Origin of the sequence: Corynebacterium macginleyi, assembly GCF_003688935.1 — a bacterium.
Classification (GTDB): Bacteria; Actinomycetota; Actinomycetes; order Mycobacteriales; family Mycobacteriaceae; genus Corynebacterium; species Corynebacterium macginleyi.
The window spans coordinates 1-14,477 of record NZ_REGE01000030.1; the positions used below are offsets into that span (position 1 = coordinate 1).

At 54.1% G+C, this 14,477-nt stretch carries 14 protein-coding genes, 1 tRNA gene and 2 pseudogenes; 16 read left to right on the top strand and 1 reads right to left on the bottom strand.

Annotation, left to right across the window (positions count from 1 at the left end; translation table 11 throughout):
• Window positions 1-356 (top strand): transposase (locus tag D9V82_RS11365; RefSeq protein WP_208635843.1); only part of this gene is annotated, 356 nt, incomplete at its 5' end.
• A gap of 513 nt (window positions 357-869) precedes the next feature.
• Here the strand turns inward: D9V82_RS11365 and D9V82_RS11370 are convergent.
• Window positions 870-954, bottom strand: a tRNA-Leu gene (locus D9V82_RS11370).
• Window positions 955-1,152: 198 nt separating this feature from the next.
• Between D9V82_RS11370 and D9V82_RS11375 the strand changes: the two genes are divergently transcribed.
• The 15 genes and pseudogenes from D9V82_RS11375 (at window position 1,153) to D9V82_RS11435 (ending at window position 14,306) form a co-directional block, all read left to right on the top strand.
• On the top strand, window positions 1,153-1,986 hold the full coding sequence (locus tag D9V82_RS11375; protein ID WP_121912457.1) for a DUF3662 and FHA domain-containing protein: 834 nt from the start codon (window positions 1,153-1,155) through the stop codon (window positions 1,984-1,986).
• 25 nt (window positions 1,987-2,011) lie between these two features.
• Window positions 2,012-2,464, top strand: coding sequence for an FHA domain-containing protein FhaB/FipA (locus D9V82_RS11380; RefSeq protein WP_121912458.1), 453 nt, complete (start codon window positions 2,012-2,014; stop codon window positions 2,462-2,464).
• On the top strand, window positions 2,461-3,825 hold the full coding sequence (locus D9V82_RS11385; RefSeq protein WP_121912459.1) for a PP2C family protein-serine/threonine phosphatase: 1,365 nt from the start codon (window positions 2,461-2,463) through the stop codon (window positions 3,823-3,825). Before D9V82_RS11380 ends, D9V82_RS11385 begins: the two co-directional genes overlap by 4 nt.
• A 3-nt stretch (window positions 3,826-3,828) precedes the next feature.
• Window positions 3,829-5,181, top strand: coding sequence for an FtsW/RodA/SpoVE family cell cycle protein (locus D9V82_RS11390; RefSeq protein ID WP_121912460.1), 1,353 nt, complete (start codon window positions 3,829-3,831; stop codon window positions 5,179-5,181).
• On the top strand, window positions 5,178-6,608 hold the full coding sequence (locus D9V82_RS11395; RefSeq protein WP_121912461.1) for a peptidoglycan D,D-transpeptidase FtsI family protein: 1,431 nt from the start codon (window positions 5,178-5,180) through the stop codon (window positions 6,606-6,608). The genes D9V82_RS11390 and D9V82_RS11395 overlap by 4 nt, the downstream gene beginning before the upstream one ends.
• Window positions 6,608-8,110, top strand: coding sequence for a serine/threonine-protein kinase (locus D9V82_RS11400; RefSeq protein ID WP_121912462.1), 1,503 nt, complete (start codon window positions 6,608-6,610; stop codon window positions 8,108-8,110). The genes D9V82_RS11395 and D9V82_RS11400 overlap by 1 nt, the downstream gene beginning before the upstream one ends.
• 3 nt (window positions 8,111-8,113) lie before the next feature.
• Window positions 8,114-10,078 carry a Stk1 family PASTA domain-containing Ser/Thr kinase gene (pknB, locus tag D9V82_RS11405; RefSeq protein ID WP_121912463.1) on the top strand — a complete coding sequence of 655 codons (1,965 nt, stop codon included), beginning with the start codon at window positions 8,114-8,116 and terminating at the stop codon, window positions 10,076-10,078.
• A gap of 64 nt (window positions 10,079-10,142) precedes the next feature.
• Entirely contained in the window at window positions 10,143-10,415 is a 273-nt protein-coding gene (gene crgA, locus D9V82_RS11410; RefSeq protein WP_121912464.1) for a cell division protein CrgA, read from the top strand.
• A 469-nt stretch (window positions 10,416-10,884) separates the two neighbouring features.
• Window positions 10,885-11,227: pseudogene (locus tag D9V82_RS13010) on the top strand (transposase).
• A 128-nt stretch (window positions 11,228-11,355) separates the two neighbouring features.
• On the top strand, window positions 11,356-11,625 hold the full coding sequence (locus D9V82_RS13015) for an IS3 family transposase (protein ID WP_121928314.1): 270 nt from the start codon (window positions 11,356-11,358) through the stop codon (window positions 11,623-11,625).
• Window positions 11,626-11,631: 6 nt separating this feature from the next.
• Window positions 11,632-12,144: an IS3 family transposase gene (locus D9V82_RS13020; protein WP_325167991.1), complete on the top strand. Its 513-nt coding sequence runs from the start codon at window positions 11,632-11,634 to the stop codon at window positions 12,142-12,144.
• A gap of 208 nt (window positions 12,145-12,352) precedes the next feature.
• Entirely contained in the window at window positions 12,353-12,880 is a 528-nt protein-coding gene (locus D9V82_RS11420) for a hypothetical protein (protein ID WP_121912465.1), read from the top strand.
• 26 nt (window positions 12,881-12,906) lie between these two features.
• Window positions 12,907-13,170 (top strand): DUF3329 domain-containing protein, encoded by a 264-nt coding sequence (locus tag D9V82_RS11425; protein ID WP_121912466.1) that lies wholly within the window; start codon window positions 12,907-12,909, stop codon window positions 13,168-13,170.
• Between the two features lie 519 nt (window positions 13,171-13,689).
• Window positions 13,690-13,947 (top strand): annotated as a pseudogene (locus D9V82_RS11430) (transposase); the annotation flags it as partial.
• A gap of 146 nt (window positions 13,948-14,093) precedes the next feature.
• Window positions 14,094-14,306 carry a helix-turn-helix domain-containing protein gene (locus tag D9V82_RS11435; protein WP_121912467.1) on the top strand — a complete coding sequence of 71 codons (213 nt, stop codon included), beginning with the start codon at window positions 14,094-14,096 and terminating at the stop codon, window positions 14,304-14,306.
• The last annotated feature ends 171 nt before the right edge of the window (window positions 14,307-14,477 follow it).

Here is a 14,477-nt window from a genome sequence, read left to right on the forward strand (position 1 = left end):
AGGTCGTAGATTTCTGCACGCAGCGTTTCCCTGACGTCGCCGACTACCTGGAAGAATCATTAGATGAAATACTCGCGTTTACAACCGCACCCAAAGCTGTATGGACGAAGGTATGGTCCAATAATCCCACGGAGCGTTTGAACCGGGAAATCCGGCGGCGCACCGACGTTGTAGGAATCTTTCCCAACCGCGCAGCAGTCATCCGCCTCGTCGGCGCGATACTAGCCGAGCAACATGACGATTGGATCCAACAGAAACGCTACATGTCGCTGGCGAGCTTGGAACACACCCGAAACCTCATAGCCGCCAACACCATCCACACCAACGACGCAGACACCATCGAGGCAGCCTCCTAATGAACCAACATCAACCCCGAGCCGGACCCCAACACCGACCCTGACACTGTCCCCCGATCCACAGATTCAGAAAGGACAGATACACCACTCCACCGGACTTGACCGAACATCCTCTCTTACGAACACACCATCCGCACTAATCGGGTGTCCACCCAACGAGGGTAACCTCAACCACAAAAACGAAAAGTCTTGAGACATCGTTCCTACAAGGTCATAGTGAGTAAACGTCAATCAGATAGTCACGAGTGACTTAAGCTGAACTTCCACCGCAGAAAACAGGCACGCGGGGCTCAAAAGGGCCTTTCGCAAAGTTTTGGCGCCCGCAGAGCCTGCATAAAATCCTTACATTCCGCACCGGAAAGTAGTCCGCCCGGGCAGATTCCATCGGGCGCCGATGATCCATGAATCGGGAAATTAAGCCACAAAGATCCAAAAGTTTTGAACACTTTCGTGCACCACAAAAATAGAGGTCTCGAGACACCGACCAGAACGATGTCTCGAGACTTCACAGTGTGCCCGGGGCGGGACTTGAACCCGCACGTCCTTATCGAACACTGGCACCTGAAGCCAGCGCGTCTGCCAATTCCGCCACCCGGGCAGGGTGTAATTGTCATTGCGACAAAATGAAGATAGCACAGGTAGTGCCTGCAATAACAAATCAGCAGTAAATGCGGATTATTTCGCGGCTTTAAAAGCGCACTTCTAGGAACTTTCGCGCCGCCGTCTACGTTTGAAAGGGGTGTACAAACTATAATGACTGGTACTGATCACTGTATAGCGGAAAGGAGCTAGATTCGTGGCGTTTTTAGAAAGGCTGGCGAAGCTCGACTCCACTATGCAACGCGGCCTTGATAACGGCATGGCTTTTGTCTTCGGGGGCAAGGTCGTTCCTGCAGAGATTGATGAGCTTGTGAAACAAGAAGCCCAGGACAATCTCGGACATGGGGACGATAACCGGCTCTATAGTCCCAATGTAATGACTGTAGGTGTCTCCTCTAAGGATTTGGAGAACTTATCCCAAGACCCCAATTTGCCTGCCGATTGCGCAGACCAATTATCTCGCTTTATCCGCAATAACGGATGGTCCCTTGCTGGTCCCGTCGTTGTGCGTATAGCGGAGGAATCAGGTCTGCGTACGGGCCAGCTTCGTGTGTCCTCGTTTATAGATCACGAGCCCACTGAAGAAACCGGTTTCGAGGCGATTTTCCACGACTTTGATGGTCAGGAGGACCAGATGACCAACCCGCACGAAAAAAATGCGGATGATGCAGCTACTACCACTTTCATTGCGCAAGATGACCACCCCGCACCGCAAACACAGGGCCCCGCAGTCAACTTAATGTTGCAAGATGGATCTTCCCGCGTTTACCACGTGCAAGAAGGGTCAAATATTATTGGCCGCAGCAATGATGCAGATCTGCGTCTGCCGGATACGGGTGTATCCCGCCAGCACGCGGAAATAACATGGAACGGCGAGGATGCCGTGTTGGTGGATTTGCAGTCCACGAATGGGACCACAGTCAATGACACTCCCATTGATAACTGGCTGCTTGCCGATGGCGATGTGATCACCATGGGCCATTCCCACGTCGAAGTACGCATTACGGGCCTTGATTCGCATAAATACTAATTCTTACTGAGGAAGGGAGGCCGCCATGGATGCAGTAATCCTGCTGGCGCTTCGCATCGGCTTATTGGCTCTTTTGTGGGTGTTTGTCCTGGTGGCCTTAAATGCCATGCGACGGGATACCGATAAATCCGCAGGTGCTATGCCACAACCATCAAAAATGGGTGCATCCCCACGCAGTCACACTGCAGTAAAACAACTTTCCATTGTGGAAGGCCCCCTACAAGGATCCCACATGAACTTGGGAACGCTCGAGGAATGTACCCTGGGCCGCGCCGCCGACTGTGATTTTGTCACTGGGGATGATTACTCCTCCGGCCATCATGCACGCCTATTTCGCCGCGGCAGTGAGTGGGTCGTCGAAGACTTGGAATCTCGCAACGGAACCCTCGTCAATGGTGTGCGCATCGACCAACCCGAGGTAGTCGGCGCGAACTCCGAAATTAAGCTAGGCCGCACTACCGTGAGGTTGAACGCATGACACTGAACCTAAACTTTTTTGCCAAGTCGGACCGCGGGCTTATCCGTGGAAACAATGAGGACTCCGGATACGCCGGATCCCACCTGCTGATTTTGGCCGATGGCATGGGCGGGCATGCCGCGGGTGAGGTCGCCTCCCAACTCATGGTCAACCACCTCGAAATCCTTGATCAGGATCCAGGTAAGGAGGACATGGAGGCACTCCTTGCGGCTGCTGCCGATGACGCCAATGACGCCATCAGCGCCCATGTCACCGCCCACCCGGAAACCAAAGGCATGGGCACAACGCTGACGACGATGCTGTTCAATGGCACCACCTTTGGCGTCTGCCATGTCGGCGATTCGCGCGGCTATGTGCTGCGCGATGGCAAGCTCGAGCAAATCACCAAAGACGATACCTATGTGCAGTCCTTGGTTGATACGGGCGAATTAGCCGCAGAAGATGTTTCCTCCCACCCGCAAAAATCCCTCATTTTAAAGGCCTATACCGGCCGTGCGGTGGAGCCAACGCTCTTTACCTTCGAGGCCAAGGTGGGAGACCGCATCCTGCTGTGCTCGGATGGACTTTCGGACCCTGTTACCGCTTCCACTATTGAAACCGCCCTAAGTCGGGGAAGCATCGAACAGGCAGGATCCACCCTCGTGGATCTCGCTATTCGTTCGGGCGGACCGGATAATGTCACGGTCGTCATCGGTGAGGTTACGGAAGAGAAACCTGCCGCCCACGAGCCGTTCCAGGTCGGCGCGCTTGCAAGTTCGGCAGAAGAGCCCACGCATCCTGATTCGTCTGCCTCACGTGCCGCCAAACTCACCCGTAAACCCCAGGTGATTCCGCCGGCCGTCATGGCCCAAGAAGACAACGCAGGCAAGGACCCCGATGAAGAAGAGGCAGAGGACGAGCCCTCTCGACGAAAAGTCGGGTGGAAGGTCCTCATCGCCCTCATAAGCGTCTTAGTGCTCGTTATCGGCGCCGGGCTGTGGGCAAAGAATTTCCTGTCCAATAATTACTATGCCGAGACCAACAACGCCCAGGAAATCACCATTCGCAAAGGCGCGGATTATTCCTTATTTGGCAGCGATTTAAACTCCATGCACCAATACGTGTGCATTAATGACAAAAAATCGTTGTTATTCTCTGCCCGGAAGTGCGAGGGTGACTTCACCCCCTTGAAGGTCTCTGATCTGCCTGAGTCTGAACGAGGAGCGGTCAATCACATTTCTCCCGGTGCCCTGAGCAAGGTACAGGATCAGATTAATAACTTGGGAGAAAAAGCACTGAAGCCGTGCATCACAACACCGACCCAAAAAGAGAATAAAGATACCAAGGAATACAAACCTGGGGTCACTTGTAGGGAGGTGTAGCTGATGCAGAAGTTTTTTAGCCGGAGAATCGAGCTTGGCCTCCTTATACTTGCCGCGGTTGTCTTTGCCATTACCTTGGTCAGTTTGGAGCTGTCGCAGGATAATGCCCTCACAACGGACTTGTTCTACCTCATCGGTGGGTTCATTGGTGTGTTCACCATTGCCCACCTGGCAATATGCTTTTTGGCGCCTTATGCAGACCAGATCATGTTGCCAATCGTTGCCATCCTTAATGGCGTTGGCCTCATCGTTGTAGCCCGATTGGATCTGGTCAATGGTCAAGGTCTCGCGGTCCGCCAGGTCATGTGGACCATCGTTGGACTCGTGTTCTTCGTACTGTTCCTTGCAGTTATCAAGGATCATCGGTCACTAACCCGCTATTCCTATGTTTTGGGAGCGGCTGGCCTCGTGCTGTTGGCGCTACCGTTGGTGTGGCCACAACCTGATGACGTTGAGGCGCGCATTTGGCTGAAGTTCGGTCCATTTTCCATTCAGCCGGGTGAGTTCTCCAAAATTATGCTGATTTTGTTTTTCGCCATGCTGCTAACGCAGAAGCGATCCCTTTTTACTGTGGCTGGCTATCGTTTCTTAGGGATTTCCCTGCCCCGCTTGCGCGACCTCGCCCCCATTCTCATCGTGTGGGCTATCGCCATCATGATCATGGGTATTTCTAATGACTTTGGTCCGGCACTTCTGCTCTTCAGCACGGTGCTGGGCATGCTATTTATGGCTACCGGCCGGGTCAGTTGGCTATTTATCGGCCTCCTCCTTGTTGCTATCGGTGGCTTTGGCATTTACCAGGTCTCCGCAAAGATCCAGCAGCGCTTCTCCAATTTCTTAGATCCGCTAGCCAATTATGATGTCACCGGCTTCCAACTGTCCCAGTCCCTCTTCGGCTTATCATCCGGCGGTATTTCTGGCAGCGGCTTGGGCCAGGGTCACCCCGAATTAGTACCGGTAGCACACTCCGACTTTATCCTCGCCGCCGTCGGCGAGGAATTGGGGCTTATTGGTCTAGCTGCCGTTTTGATCCTTTTTGGCATGTTGGTTACCCGGGGATTCAATACCGCGTTGCGTACCCGCGACACCTACGGCAAACTGGTCGCTTCAGGCTTGTCTCTTACTTTTGCGGTACAGGTCTTCGTCGTTACCGGTGGCATTTCCGCTCTGCTACCGATGACGGGCTTAACCACACCTTTTATGTCCGCCGGTGGTTCCTCTCTCATGGCTAACTACGTACTGTTGGCGATTTTGCTGCGGATCTCTAACGCGGCACGCCGACCCATGCAGGAAAACTCGGAAAATACTCCGAGTGACACCTCCATGTTCCCGTCGGTTCAGGAGGCTTACCGATGAATAAATCCATCCGCCTAGTATCCCTATTTGCCATCATTTTGACCGCTATCCTGCTGGTAAACTTGACGGTCATTCAAGCATTTTCGGATGATAAATACGCGCGTAACGCTAAGAACTCGCGTGGGTTTTTAGAGTTGCAGACCACCCCGCGGGGCCAGATTTATTCCGGTAATACGGTGCTGGCGCAATCTACGGAAAACCCGGATGGGACCTATTCCCGGTCTTATCCCATCGATTCGCCCGCTTATGGCAATATCACCGGCTACTTGTCCAGCCAATTTGGCGCTTCGGAATTGGAATCCTCGCAAAATGACATTCTCAATGGCACGGATGATTCTCTGTTCAAACAGCACTGGCTGGATACCATCGCAAATAAACCCACCCAGGGAGCCAATGTAGAGGTCACCATCGACCCTGCATTGCAGCAGGCCGCATACGACCAGTTGGCAGGACCGGGATACGAAGGATCGGCGGTTGCCATTCAGCCGTCGACGGGCAAAATCCTAGCTATGGCCTCCAACCCGGGGTTCAACCCGAATTCATTGGTGGGTGACTCCGCTGAGGAGACTTGGACAAACTTGCAAGAGCAAGCAGGCCGACCGCTGGTCAACCACGCAGCGGCGGATACTTTGCCACCGGGATCTATTTTCAAGATCATCACTACTGCGGCCGGATTAAATAATGGATTTACTCCCTCGTCGAGCCTCACCGGTGCCAATGTGATCACCTTGCCGGATGCTGTCACGGAGCTGACGAACTACGGCAATGAGAAATGCAACGGTCAGGATTCCGTCACCCTGCAGACCGCATTCGCCCTGTCGTGCAATACCGCATTTGTGCAGATTTCTGAGCAGATTGGCCCCGACGAGCTGCGCAAGTACGCGGATGCTTTTGGCATCGGTAAAAAATACGACCTGGGGGTCTCGTCGTCCGCGGGTACCTTGGGCGACCTTCCGGATGGTTCGGCAACGGCGCAATCGGCCATCGGTCAGCGCGATGTCACCATGACCGCGTTGCAGGCAGCCGTCATGGCCGGCACCGTGGCCAATAAGGGCATACGCATGGAGCCTTACCTGGTCAATCGAATCACCGATGCCCAGATGAAGGAGATTCGCACCACCAAGCCCAAGAAAGCAGAAGAGGCCGTCACGGAAGAGACCGCATCGACCATTCGGGATTTGATGTTTGCCTCGGAGCGTTCTTCGTGGGGCTACGACGGCAATGGCTTCGCATCCAAAACCGGTACCGCCGAGCACGGTGAAGGTTTGGCTCCGCACGTTTGGTACGTCGCCTTTGACCCGGACCGCGATATTGCCGTCGGGGTCGTCGTTAAGAATGGCGGCAACCTAGGCGAATCTGCGACGGGCGGCCGAGTCTCCGGCCCAATTGGTCGTGCCATCTTGGGTGCATACCAGGGGGAGCAGTAATGAAGAATTCCGAGAATAAGGACCATCTCCAAGAACTTATCGGCAGCGACTACGAACTGCAGTGGATCATTGGCCACGGTGGCATGTCCACGGTGTGGCTTGCAGATGACACCCTTAACGACCGCGAAGTAGCCATTAAGGTTTTAAGACCGGAATTTTCCGATAACCAGGAATTCCTCTCCCGTTTCCGCAATGAAGCGAAATCGGCCGAATCTATCCAATCAGATAACGTAGTAGCCACGTATGACTACCGCGAGCTGGAAGATAATGGCCGCAAGTTCTGTTTCATGGCCTTGGAATACGTGCGGGGCGAATCCCTCGCGGACCTGCTCGCGCGTGAGAGTATTTTGCAGGAAGAACTCGCGCTAGACGTACTTGAGCAAGCGGGCCACGGCCTATCCATTATCCACCGGATGGGCTTGGTGCACCGCGATATTAAGCCTGGCAACCTGATGATTACCCAAAATGGGCAGGTAAAGATTACGGACTTTGGCATCGCCAAGGCCGCATCCGCGGTACCGCTCACACGCACCGGCATGGTGGTGGGTACCGCCCAGTACGTTTCGCCTGAGCAAGCACAGGGCAAGGCAGTCACCCCTGCCTCGGATATCTATTCGCTCGGTGTCGTAGGCTACGAGATGCTTAGCGGCAAACGCCCCTTTTCAGGCGATTCCTCCGTGTCCATTGCCCTTGCCCACATCAACCAGGAGCCAGAACCGCTTTCGACCACGATTAGCGCCCCCGCCCGGGAGCTGATCCGCATCGCGTTGCGCAAGGATCCTACTACCCGCTATGCCGATGGCAATGAATTCACGGTCGCGGTATCGGACGTGCGCCTGGGCAAACGTCCACCGCGTACGAAGTCCATTCCGCCCCACCACCGGGCCCCAGAGCCTTCGCCCTCGGCATCGACCGAGATGCTTGCCGATGTCGCGCAGCCAACCACCATTCATCCGGCGGCGCAACGCAAGGCGGCACCAGCTCCGGGAAGCGATTCGAAGAGCGGGAATTCTTTGCTCAAAATCCTAGGTACCGTCTTGGCCATCGCCCTGCTTGCCATCGGCGGTTACTTCATTAGGAACCTCATTAATAGCAAGGGCGGGGACAGCGAGCCCTCCTCCACCCAAGAAACGTCTGTGGTCACCGAGTACCTGGACCCCACGACCACACAGGTACAACCCCGGGAGGAGAACGAGGTTACCAATGAAACGCCGCAGGAAGTCACGATAACAGAGACGGAGCCGACAAATCGGGACGGCAACCAAGCACCGAATGACAACCTTCGGCAGCCCCAGCCTCCGTACCAGCAGGCTCCGACGCGAAACCAGCAGAACCCGAATACTCCGATGCAGCAACGCCAGCCCCAACAGCAGACTCAGCAGCAGACTCAGCAGCAGCAAACGCACGTCGAAAATACACCTGAGCAGAAAAACACAGTAAACTCACAGCCCGATGAACTTCCTGGGGACTTATCTGACTTATTAAGACAGGATGGTGACTAAGCCATGCTCAATGACCGGTACCGGCTCGGTGGCATCATTGGCTCCGGCGGCATGTCCGAGGTATTTACTGCAGAAGATACCACTTTAGGCCGACAAGTAGCGGTAAAAATGCTACGCACGGAGATGGCTCGCGATATCAACTTTCGCGAGCGTTTCTACCGCGAGGCACAGAACTCGGGCAAACTAAACCATCCCAATATAGTCGCGGTCTATGACACCGGCGAGAGCGAGATGGACGGCATGACCATCCCGTACATCGTCATGGAGAAGGTCAACGGGCCTACCCTGCGCGACATTATTCGCGACGATGGCCCGCTGCCCGCTCGAGAGACAGCAGAAATCCTCAAGCCGGTTGCTGAGGCCCTGCAGGCATCCCATGAGGCGGGAATCATTCACCGCGATATCAAACCGGCGAACATCATGCTCACCAACACCGGCCAAGTGAAGGTGATGGACTTCGGCATCGCCCGTGCATTGGATGATTCGTCCTCGGCGATGACTCAGACTTCCGCCGTTATCGGTACTGCCCAGTACCTTTCCCCAGAGCAGGCGCGCGGCAAAAACGCCGATGCGCGCTCTGATGTCTATGCGCTGGGCTGCGTAATGTATGAGGTGCTCACCGGGCGCACCCCATTCGAAGGCGAAACCCCCTTTGCTGTGGCCTACCAACACGTACAGGAGGAAGCGACCCCGCCTTCGGAACTTATCGATGACGGCTCATTGACCCCCACCCAGAAGGTTAATATCGATGCGGTGGTTTTGACCGCGATGGCCAAACACCCTGCGGATCGCTACCAGTCTGCGTGGGAGATGGCAGGCGATTTGGATCGCCTGCGCAGCGGCCAGGTCACCGAAGCTGCCCGCATGCACGTCAATGAGGACGATGCCACGACGGTAATACCCGCACCGGCCACCGACACTGCGGCTGCATCCCACCGGGCGCCGATTAAATCGACACGTCCTAACGATGAACCTGCAGAGGAAGAAGGCGGCGACTGGATGAAGTGGCTGGCGCTGGTTCTTGTCGCGCTGTTGGTCGCCATCTTGGGCTATTTTGCCTGGGATTTGTGGAATAGCAACGATTTTAGAAAAAACCGGGACGGCCGGAACCACACCGAGGTAGCGGAACACAATAGCGTCATCGTGCCGGAGGTAGAAAACCGCCCGCGCAGTGAAGTGGTAAAAGAACTCGAGGACTTGGGGCTTCTCGTCACCGTGAACGAAGAGGCTAACCCGGATATCGATCGCAATAATGCGATTCGCATCAATCCGGCCCCTGGATCGGAGTTGCAGAAGAATGCCTCAGTAACCTTGACCGTTTCTTCCGGCAAGGAAATCATCGAGGTCCCCGATGTTACCGGCATGGACTTGGATGAGGCTGCGGAGATCTTGGAAGAAGCCGGCTTGGAGCTGAACTCGAGTATTTCCGAGCGCAATGATGCGGCCCCCATTGGCGAGGTAATCCAACAGAACCCCGCGGGTGGTACGCAGTTGTCCAAGGGTTCGAAGGTCCGGGTGACGGTGTCTAAGGGCGTCGAAAAGAAGCGCGTTCCTGATGTCACCGGCTTGGACGAGCAAGATGCACGCAGCCGCCTCGAAGCCAATGACTTTGACGTCAATGTCCACGAAGTCGATTCCTTAGAGCCGGAAGGCACCGTGCTTAGTGTCTCCAACCAAGGCGCGCAGGTGGAAAAGGGTCAGACTATCACCATTGAGGTATCCAATGGGATACTCATGAAGGCACCAGAGATCATGCACAAGAATCAAGGACAGGCCGAGAATGCGCTACGGCAGGCTGGCTGGGATGGCGTACTGCAGGTAGGCGAGCCGATTCCCACTGGCGCGTTGGTGGATAACAATAAGATCGGTTGGGCGTCCGTCAATCTCGGCGATACCATCCGCAAGGATCAGGACGTGGAGGTTCGCATCTGGAAATTCGAAGCCTCGGAGCTACTGCCGCAGCAATAGCTGCTGGTATCGTAATTCATCAGTAATCACTGAGATAAGAACTGAAATCTAAAGAAGGTCTTTTATGCCAAAGTCAAAGATCACCCCGAGCTCTGCCCCCCTGGTATCGAGCTCTACCGGTACGAATCGCACCCCGGTCAAAATCAACTCTGAAGGTACCCCGAAGTGGTACGTCGCCATCATGCTTGGCCTGATGGTCCTCGGGCTGCTATGGCTCGTGGTCAATTACCTCGCCGGTGGATCCATCCCCTTCATGGCAGAGCTCGGAGGTTGGAACTACGGGATTGGCTTCGGCCTCGCCATCATCGGTTTGCTCATGACCATGGGTTGGCACTAGGCCTAAACCGCAGCCAAAAAAGCAACCCTCGCCGCCACCGCGAGGTGGTAGCGAGGGGTTTCTCGTGCTTGGGCCTTTGGGCGAATTCTAGTGGTCACGGAAACACTTCGGTTACGTTTATCAGGGCGGCTATTTTCTCGGCTGGTGTGAAGTAGAGAGTGTCTAATGGTTTGTGTGTGGGTACCTAACCCGCATGAGGAGATGGGCCAGAATGACTACTGTGGCACGACGAGATCTAAGGTGATAAGGCCAAGATTGATGCAATTGAATGTCAGACGCAGGTTTCTGGTACCGGTGTTCCGAAGACTCGGTACTGCCGTATTCCGGGTAGTTGGTACCGGGCCGAGGGGCGCGTCGAATCTGACCCCCGTTTGGAGGACACCCGATATCCAACCCAGTCGAGTTGGCAAGATTGGTAATGAAGTGTCCCAGGTTTTGTTCTGTTTGAGTAGACCAGGTTTTGTTCTGTTTGAGTAGATGGGAAAATCTGGAACATGCCAAGAAAATTTGATCAGGATGCGAAGGACCGCGTCGTTCGCTTGGTGGAGGATCGCATCCTGGCGGAGAACATGTCGATGCAGGCTGCGTGCCAGGCAGTGGCTCCGAAGCTGGGCGTGTCATGGCATACTGCTCGGCAGTGGACACAAGCTGCTCGCCGCGACGGTCGTATTGCCGAGCCGTTGCCCGAAGACCTCGTGGCAGAGGTAGCCAAGCTTCGGCGTGAGAATCAAGAACTTCGCGACACCAACGAGCTGTTAAAGGCCGCGTCGGCTTTTTTCGCATCGGAACTCGACCCAAAACGTCGGAAATGATCCAGTTCATCGATAAACACCGGAATCATTTCACCGTCGAGTTCATCTGCACGACGTTAAATACACACCGTGTTGGCGGCTTCCTTTCCTCTCGTGGGTACCGCCAATCTAAGGCTCGAGGATGAAGCGTGCGTAGCCTTCGCGACGCCGCCCTAGTAGAGCGCATTACCGAAGTTCATAAACAAAACTACGGTGTCTACGGGATTTGCAAAATGTGGCACGCGCTGCGCCGTGAAGGAATAGACATTGGACGTGAACAGACCGCGCGTTTGATGCGCCTTGCAGAGGTTTCTGGCAAAGGTAAAGGCCGGTCTCCTGTGACGACACATAAGCCCAAGGGACCCGAAACTCGCCCCGACTTGGTGGGTCGTGAGTTTCAAGCCTGTGGGCCTAATTAGCTATGGGTGGCAGACATTACCTATGTGCGCACCAGAAAAGGGTTTGTGTACGCCGCCTTCGTGACTGATGTGTTCTCCCGGAGGATCGTCGGCTGGGCGTTGTCTGACTCGATGCGCACCGAAGCGTTGCCGTTGCAAGCACTCAATCAAGCCTTTGTGTGCGCCAAGAAGACCACCGGTCTAGTTCACCACTGGGATCACGGCTCGCAATATGTGAGCATTATCTATAATGAGCGTCTTGCTGAGCATGGAATTATCGCATCGACCGGTACTGTTGGTGACTCTTATGACAATGCACTGGCTGAAAACGTCAACGGTTCCTACAAAAACGAGCTGATTCATACCAGGTTGTGGACCGACGTGGTTGATGTTGAGATTGCCACGTTTGAATGGGTGAATTGGTGGAACGAGTCAAGGCTCCACCAGAGCCTAGGCTACCGGGCGCCGGCGGATGTTGAATCCGAGTTTTGGAGCCGCAACCCTTCCCAAGAAATAATGGAAACCAAGGCACAAGCCTAGGAACAAAACCCGGGGCACTTCAACCAACGTATAGAGCTTTTTGAGTTACGCCCACAAATGTCCGAGTGAGGTACACACTTTAATTACATTTAGTATTATTAAGGTGGGTACTTACCCCCGTATCTATTCGCAGCATCGGGGTGCGCTTCAGCTCTGTGCTATTCGGCTAAGTAGTCATGACCGACTATCAATTAATCATGGAGGGAAAATGGGCAAAAAGATTGCAACTAGGCTCGCATCGATCGCTCTAACCGTCGCTATACCGCTTAGCGGAGTCAACGTCGCCAACGCTTCCGAGGCGTCTTCAACCGGCACTGTTACTGCCAGCCAGATTGCCAAGTCCTCCGAAGACTCAGACATGGCTTCGGAAGCAGCAGACATTGAGAACGGACTTGAGCTTATTTACTCTATTCCCGACCAAGTGCTCCAACAAGGAGATAGAGCGACTCAAGAGTGGTTAGCAGACCACCGTCCAGCTTCTACAACAACGCGCGCAAATACTTGGGGATGTACGGATGCCATTACTCTCTTCTTGGGGACCAACCTTGTCAGCGCGGCAAAACTTCTCAAGATAAAGCGTCTTATTGCAGAATTGGGAGGAGTCAGAGAAGCGGTGCAAATCATGTGGGGCACAAGCTTTTCTTACGAAAAGATGCGCGAAGCTGGAGGAGCCCTTGCAGCTCTAGCTGGAGAATTTTTCGGGATTACGAGCATTCGTAACGAATGCTTCAATTAAGAGACGTGGGTAGATTAAGGGTGAAAATGTTAGAAACCGTACTTGAATTGAGTGGTGCAGCTATGTTTCTCGTAGCCGCAGTAGGCTTCGGCATTGCAGGTCATCCACTCATTGCTACAGCTTGTGCATTGGCTGCAGTCTTAATCTTCTGGTTCTGGCGTCCGAGCAAGTTCCCCAAAAATATCAAAGGTAATACCTCTGATAATCCAACTCCTCAGGAGGTGCGGGAATATCGCAAGAACCATCCGGGCACAAGTATCTCTCAAGCTATTGACTCCCTTAAGTCCTAGTTGTTCGCGACAATATTCGCATAAAAGGATTGCTCCTCGTCTGCGCAGGACTAATGAGTGTGGCTGCTGAGGGGCGATAGAAATCTAAACGTTGGGTGCTTGGCCGTGAAATTATTGAGCACCCAACGTAACTGTTTTGATCTGTTGGCATGCCCTGCCAGGTTTGGTTGGCGAGGAAATCTTCGGAGCGAAGCGGAGAGATTTTCGCGGCAGCCCAACGAGCCGAAGGAGAGGCGGGAGCATAAACCGTAACCTATAAGATGACGTTTTGTTGGTTGATCGGTTGGGGATAGTCGTTGAAAACGATCGAGACTGGAGGGGCGTAGAGCGATGCTTGGCGTAAGTCGATCGTGGAGTAAATCTATTCCTTGTTTAGCGTGGAGTCTGCGAGGTTGCTTCTTACTGCGGCGTTCTGCTCCCGGACCTGACCCCCATTTGGTGGACACCTGATATCCAACCCAGTCGAGTTGGCAAGATTGGTAATCTACCACCATGTCCAGGTACTGAGAACAGTTCAAACGCGACGGTGTGGCCCTCTATGAAAACAATGAGGACCTCTCGCTGAACTCAGCATCAGCTGAGCTCGGTATCAACCGTGCCTCGCTGCATTCATGGGTCAAAAAGTACGGCACCGGCAAACGTGCTCGCATTAAAGTAGTGCAGGATAAAGCCCAAGCGGCGAATGATTCTGCGCGAATCCGACAGCTGGAAAAGGAAGTCTCTAAGCTGCGCGAAGAACGCGATATTCTGCGCAACGCTGCGACATATTTTGCTTAAAGCAACTCACAGGGGGGTTCTGCTTCTCAGTGTGTCTATGACCACCGAACCGAGTTCTCGGCTTATACGGATGTGCCACGTGTTAACGCTGAATCGTTCCTCGTTTTATAAATGGGTCCACACCCGTAAAAAGCGCAGGATAAGAGATGTATTCCGATGCCGTTATTGGTGCGAGAATCACAACCATCTTTGATGATGAACATGGTCTTTACGGCGCTAAACGCATCGCTGCGAGCCTTAAGGAGGACACGGCGTTTACCCCGGTCAACCACAAGAAAGTCGCACGACTCATGAAATCCATGGGACTTCAAAGGCTTTACCAAGCGCCGCCGATGTACCACCACGGTTGCGTCCACTAGTGTGGTGTAACGCTTGCTGATGGTGGGCCCCGGAAATAGTGGGACGGTCACCGTCAGTTAACCTTTCGACTCAACTACCACATCTCACCGAAAGGCATATGACGATGACCGCTGCACCACATTCTATCGACCCGACAACCTACTTGGATGATCTGCTCGCTCAAGCCTCCC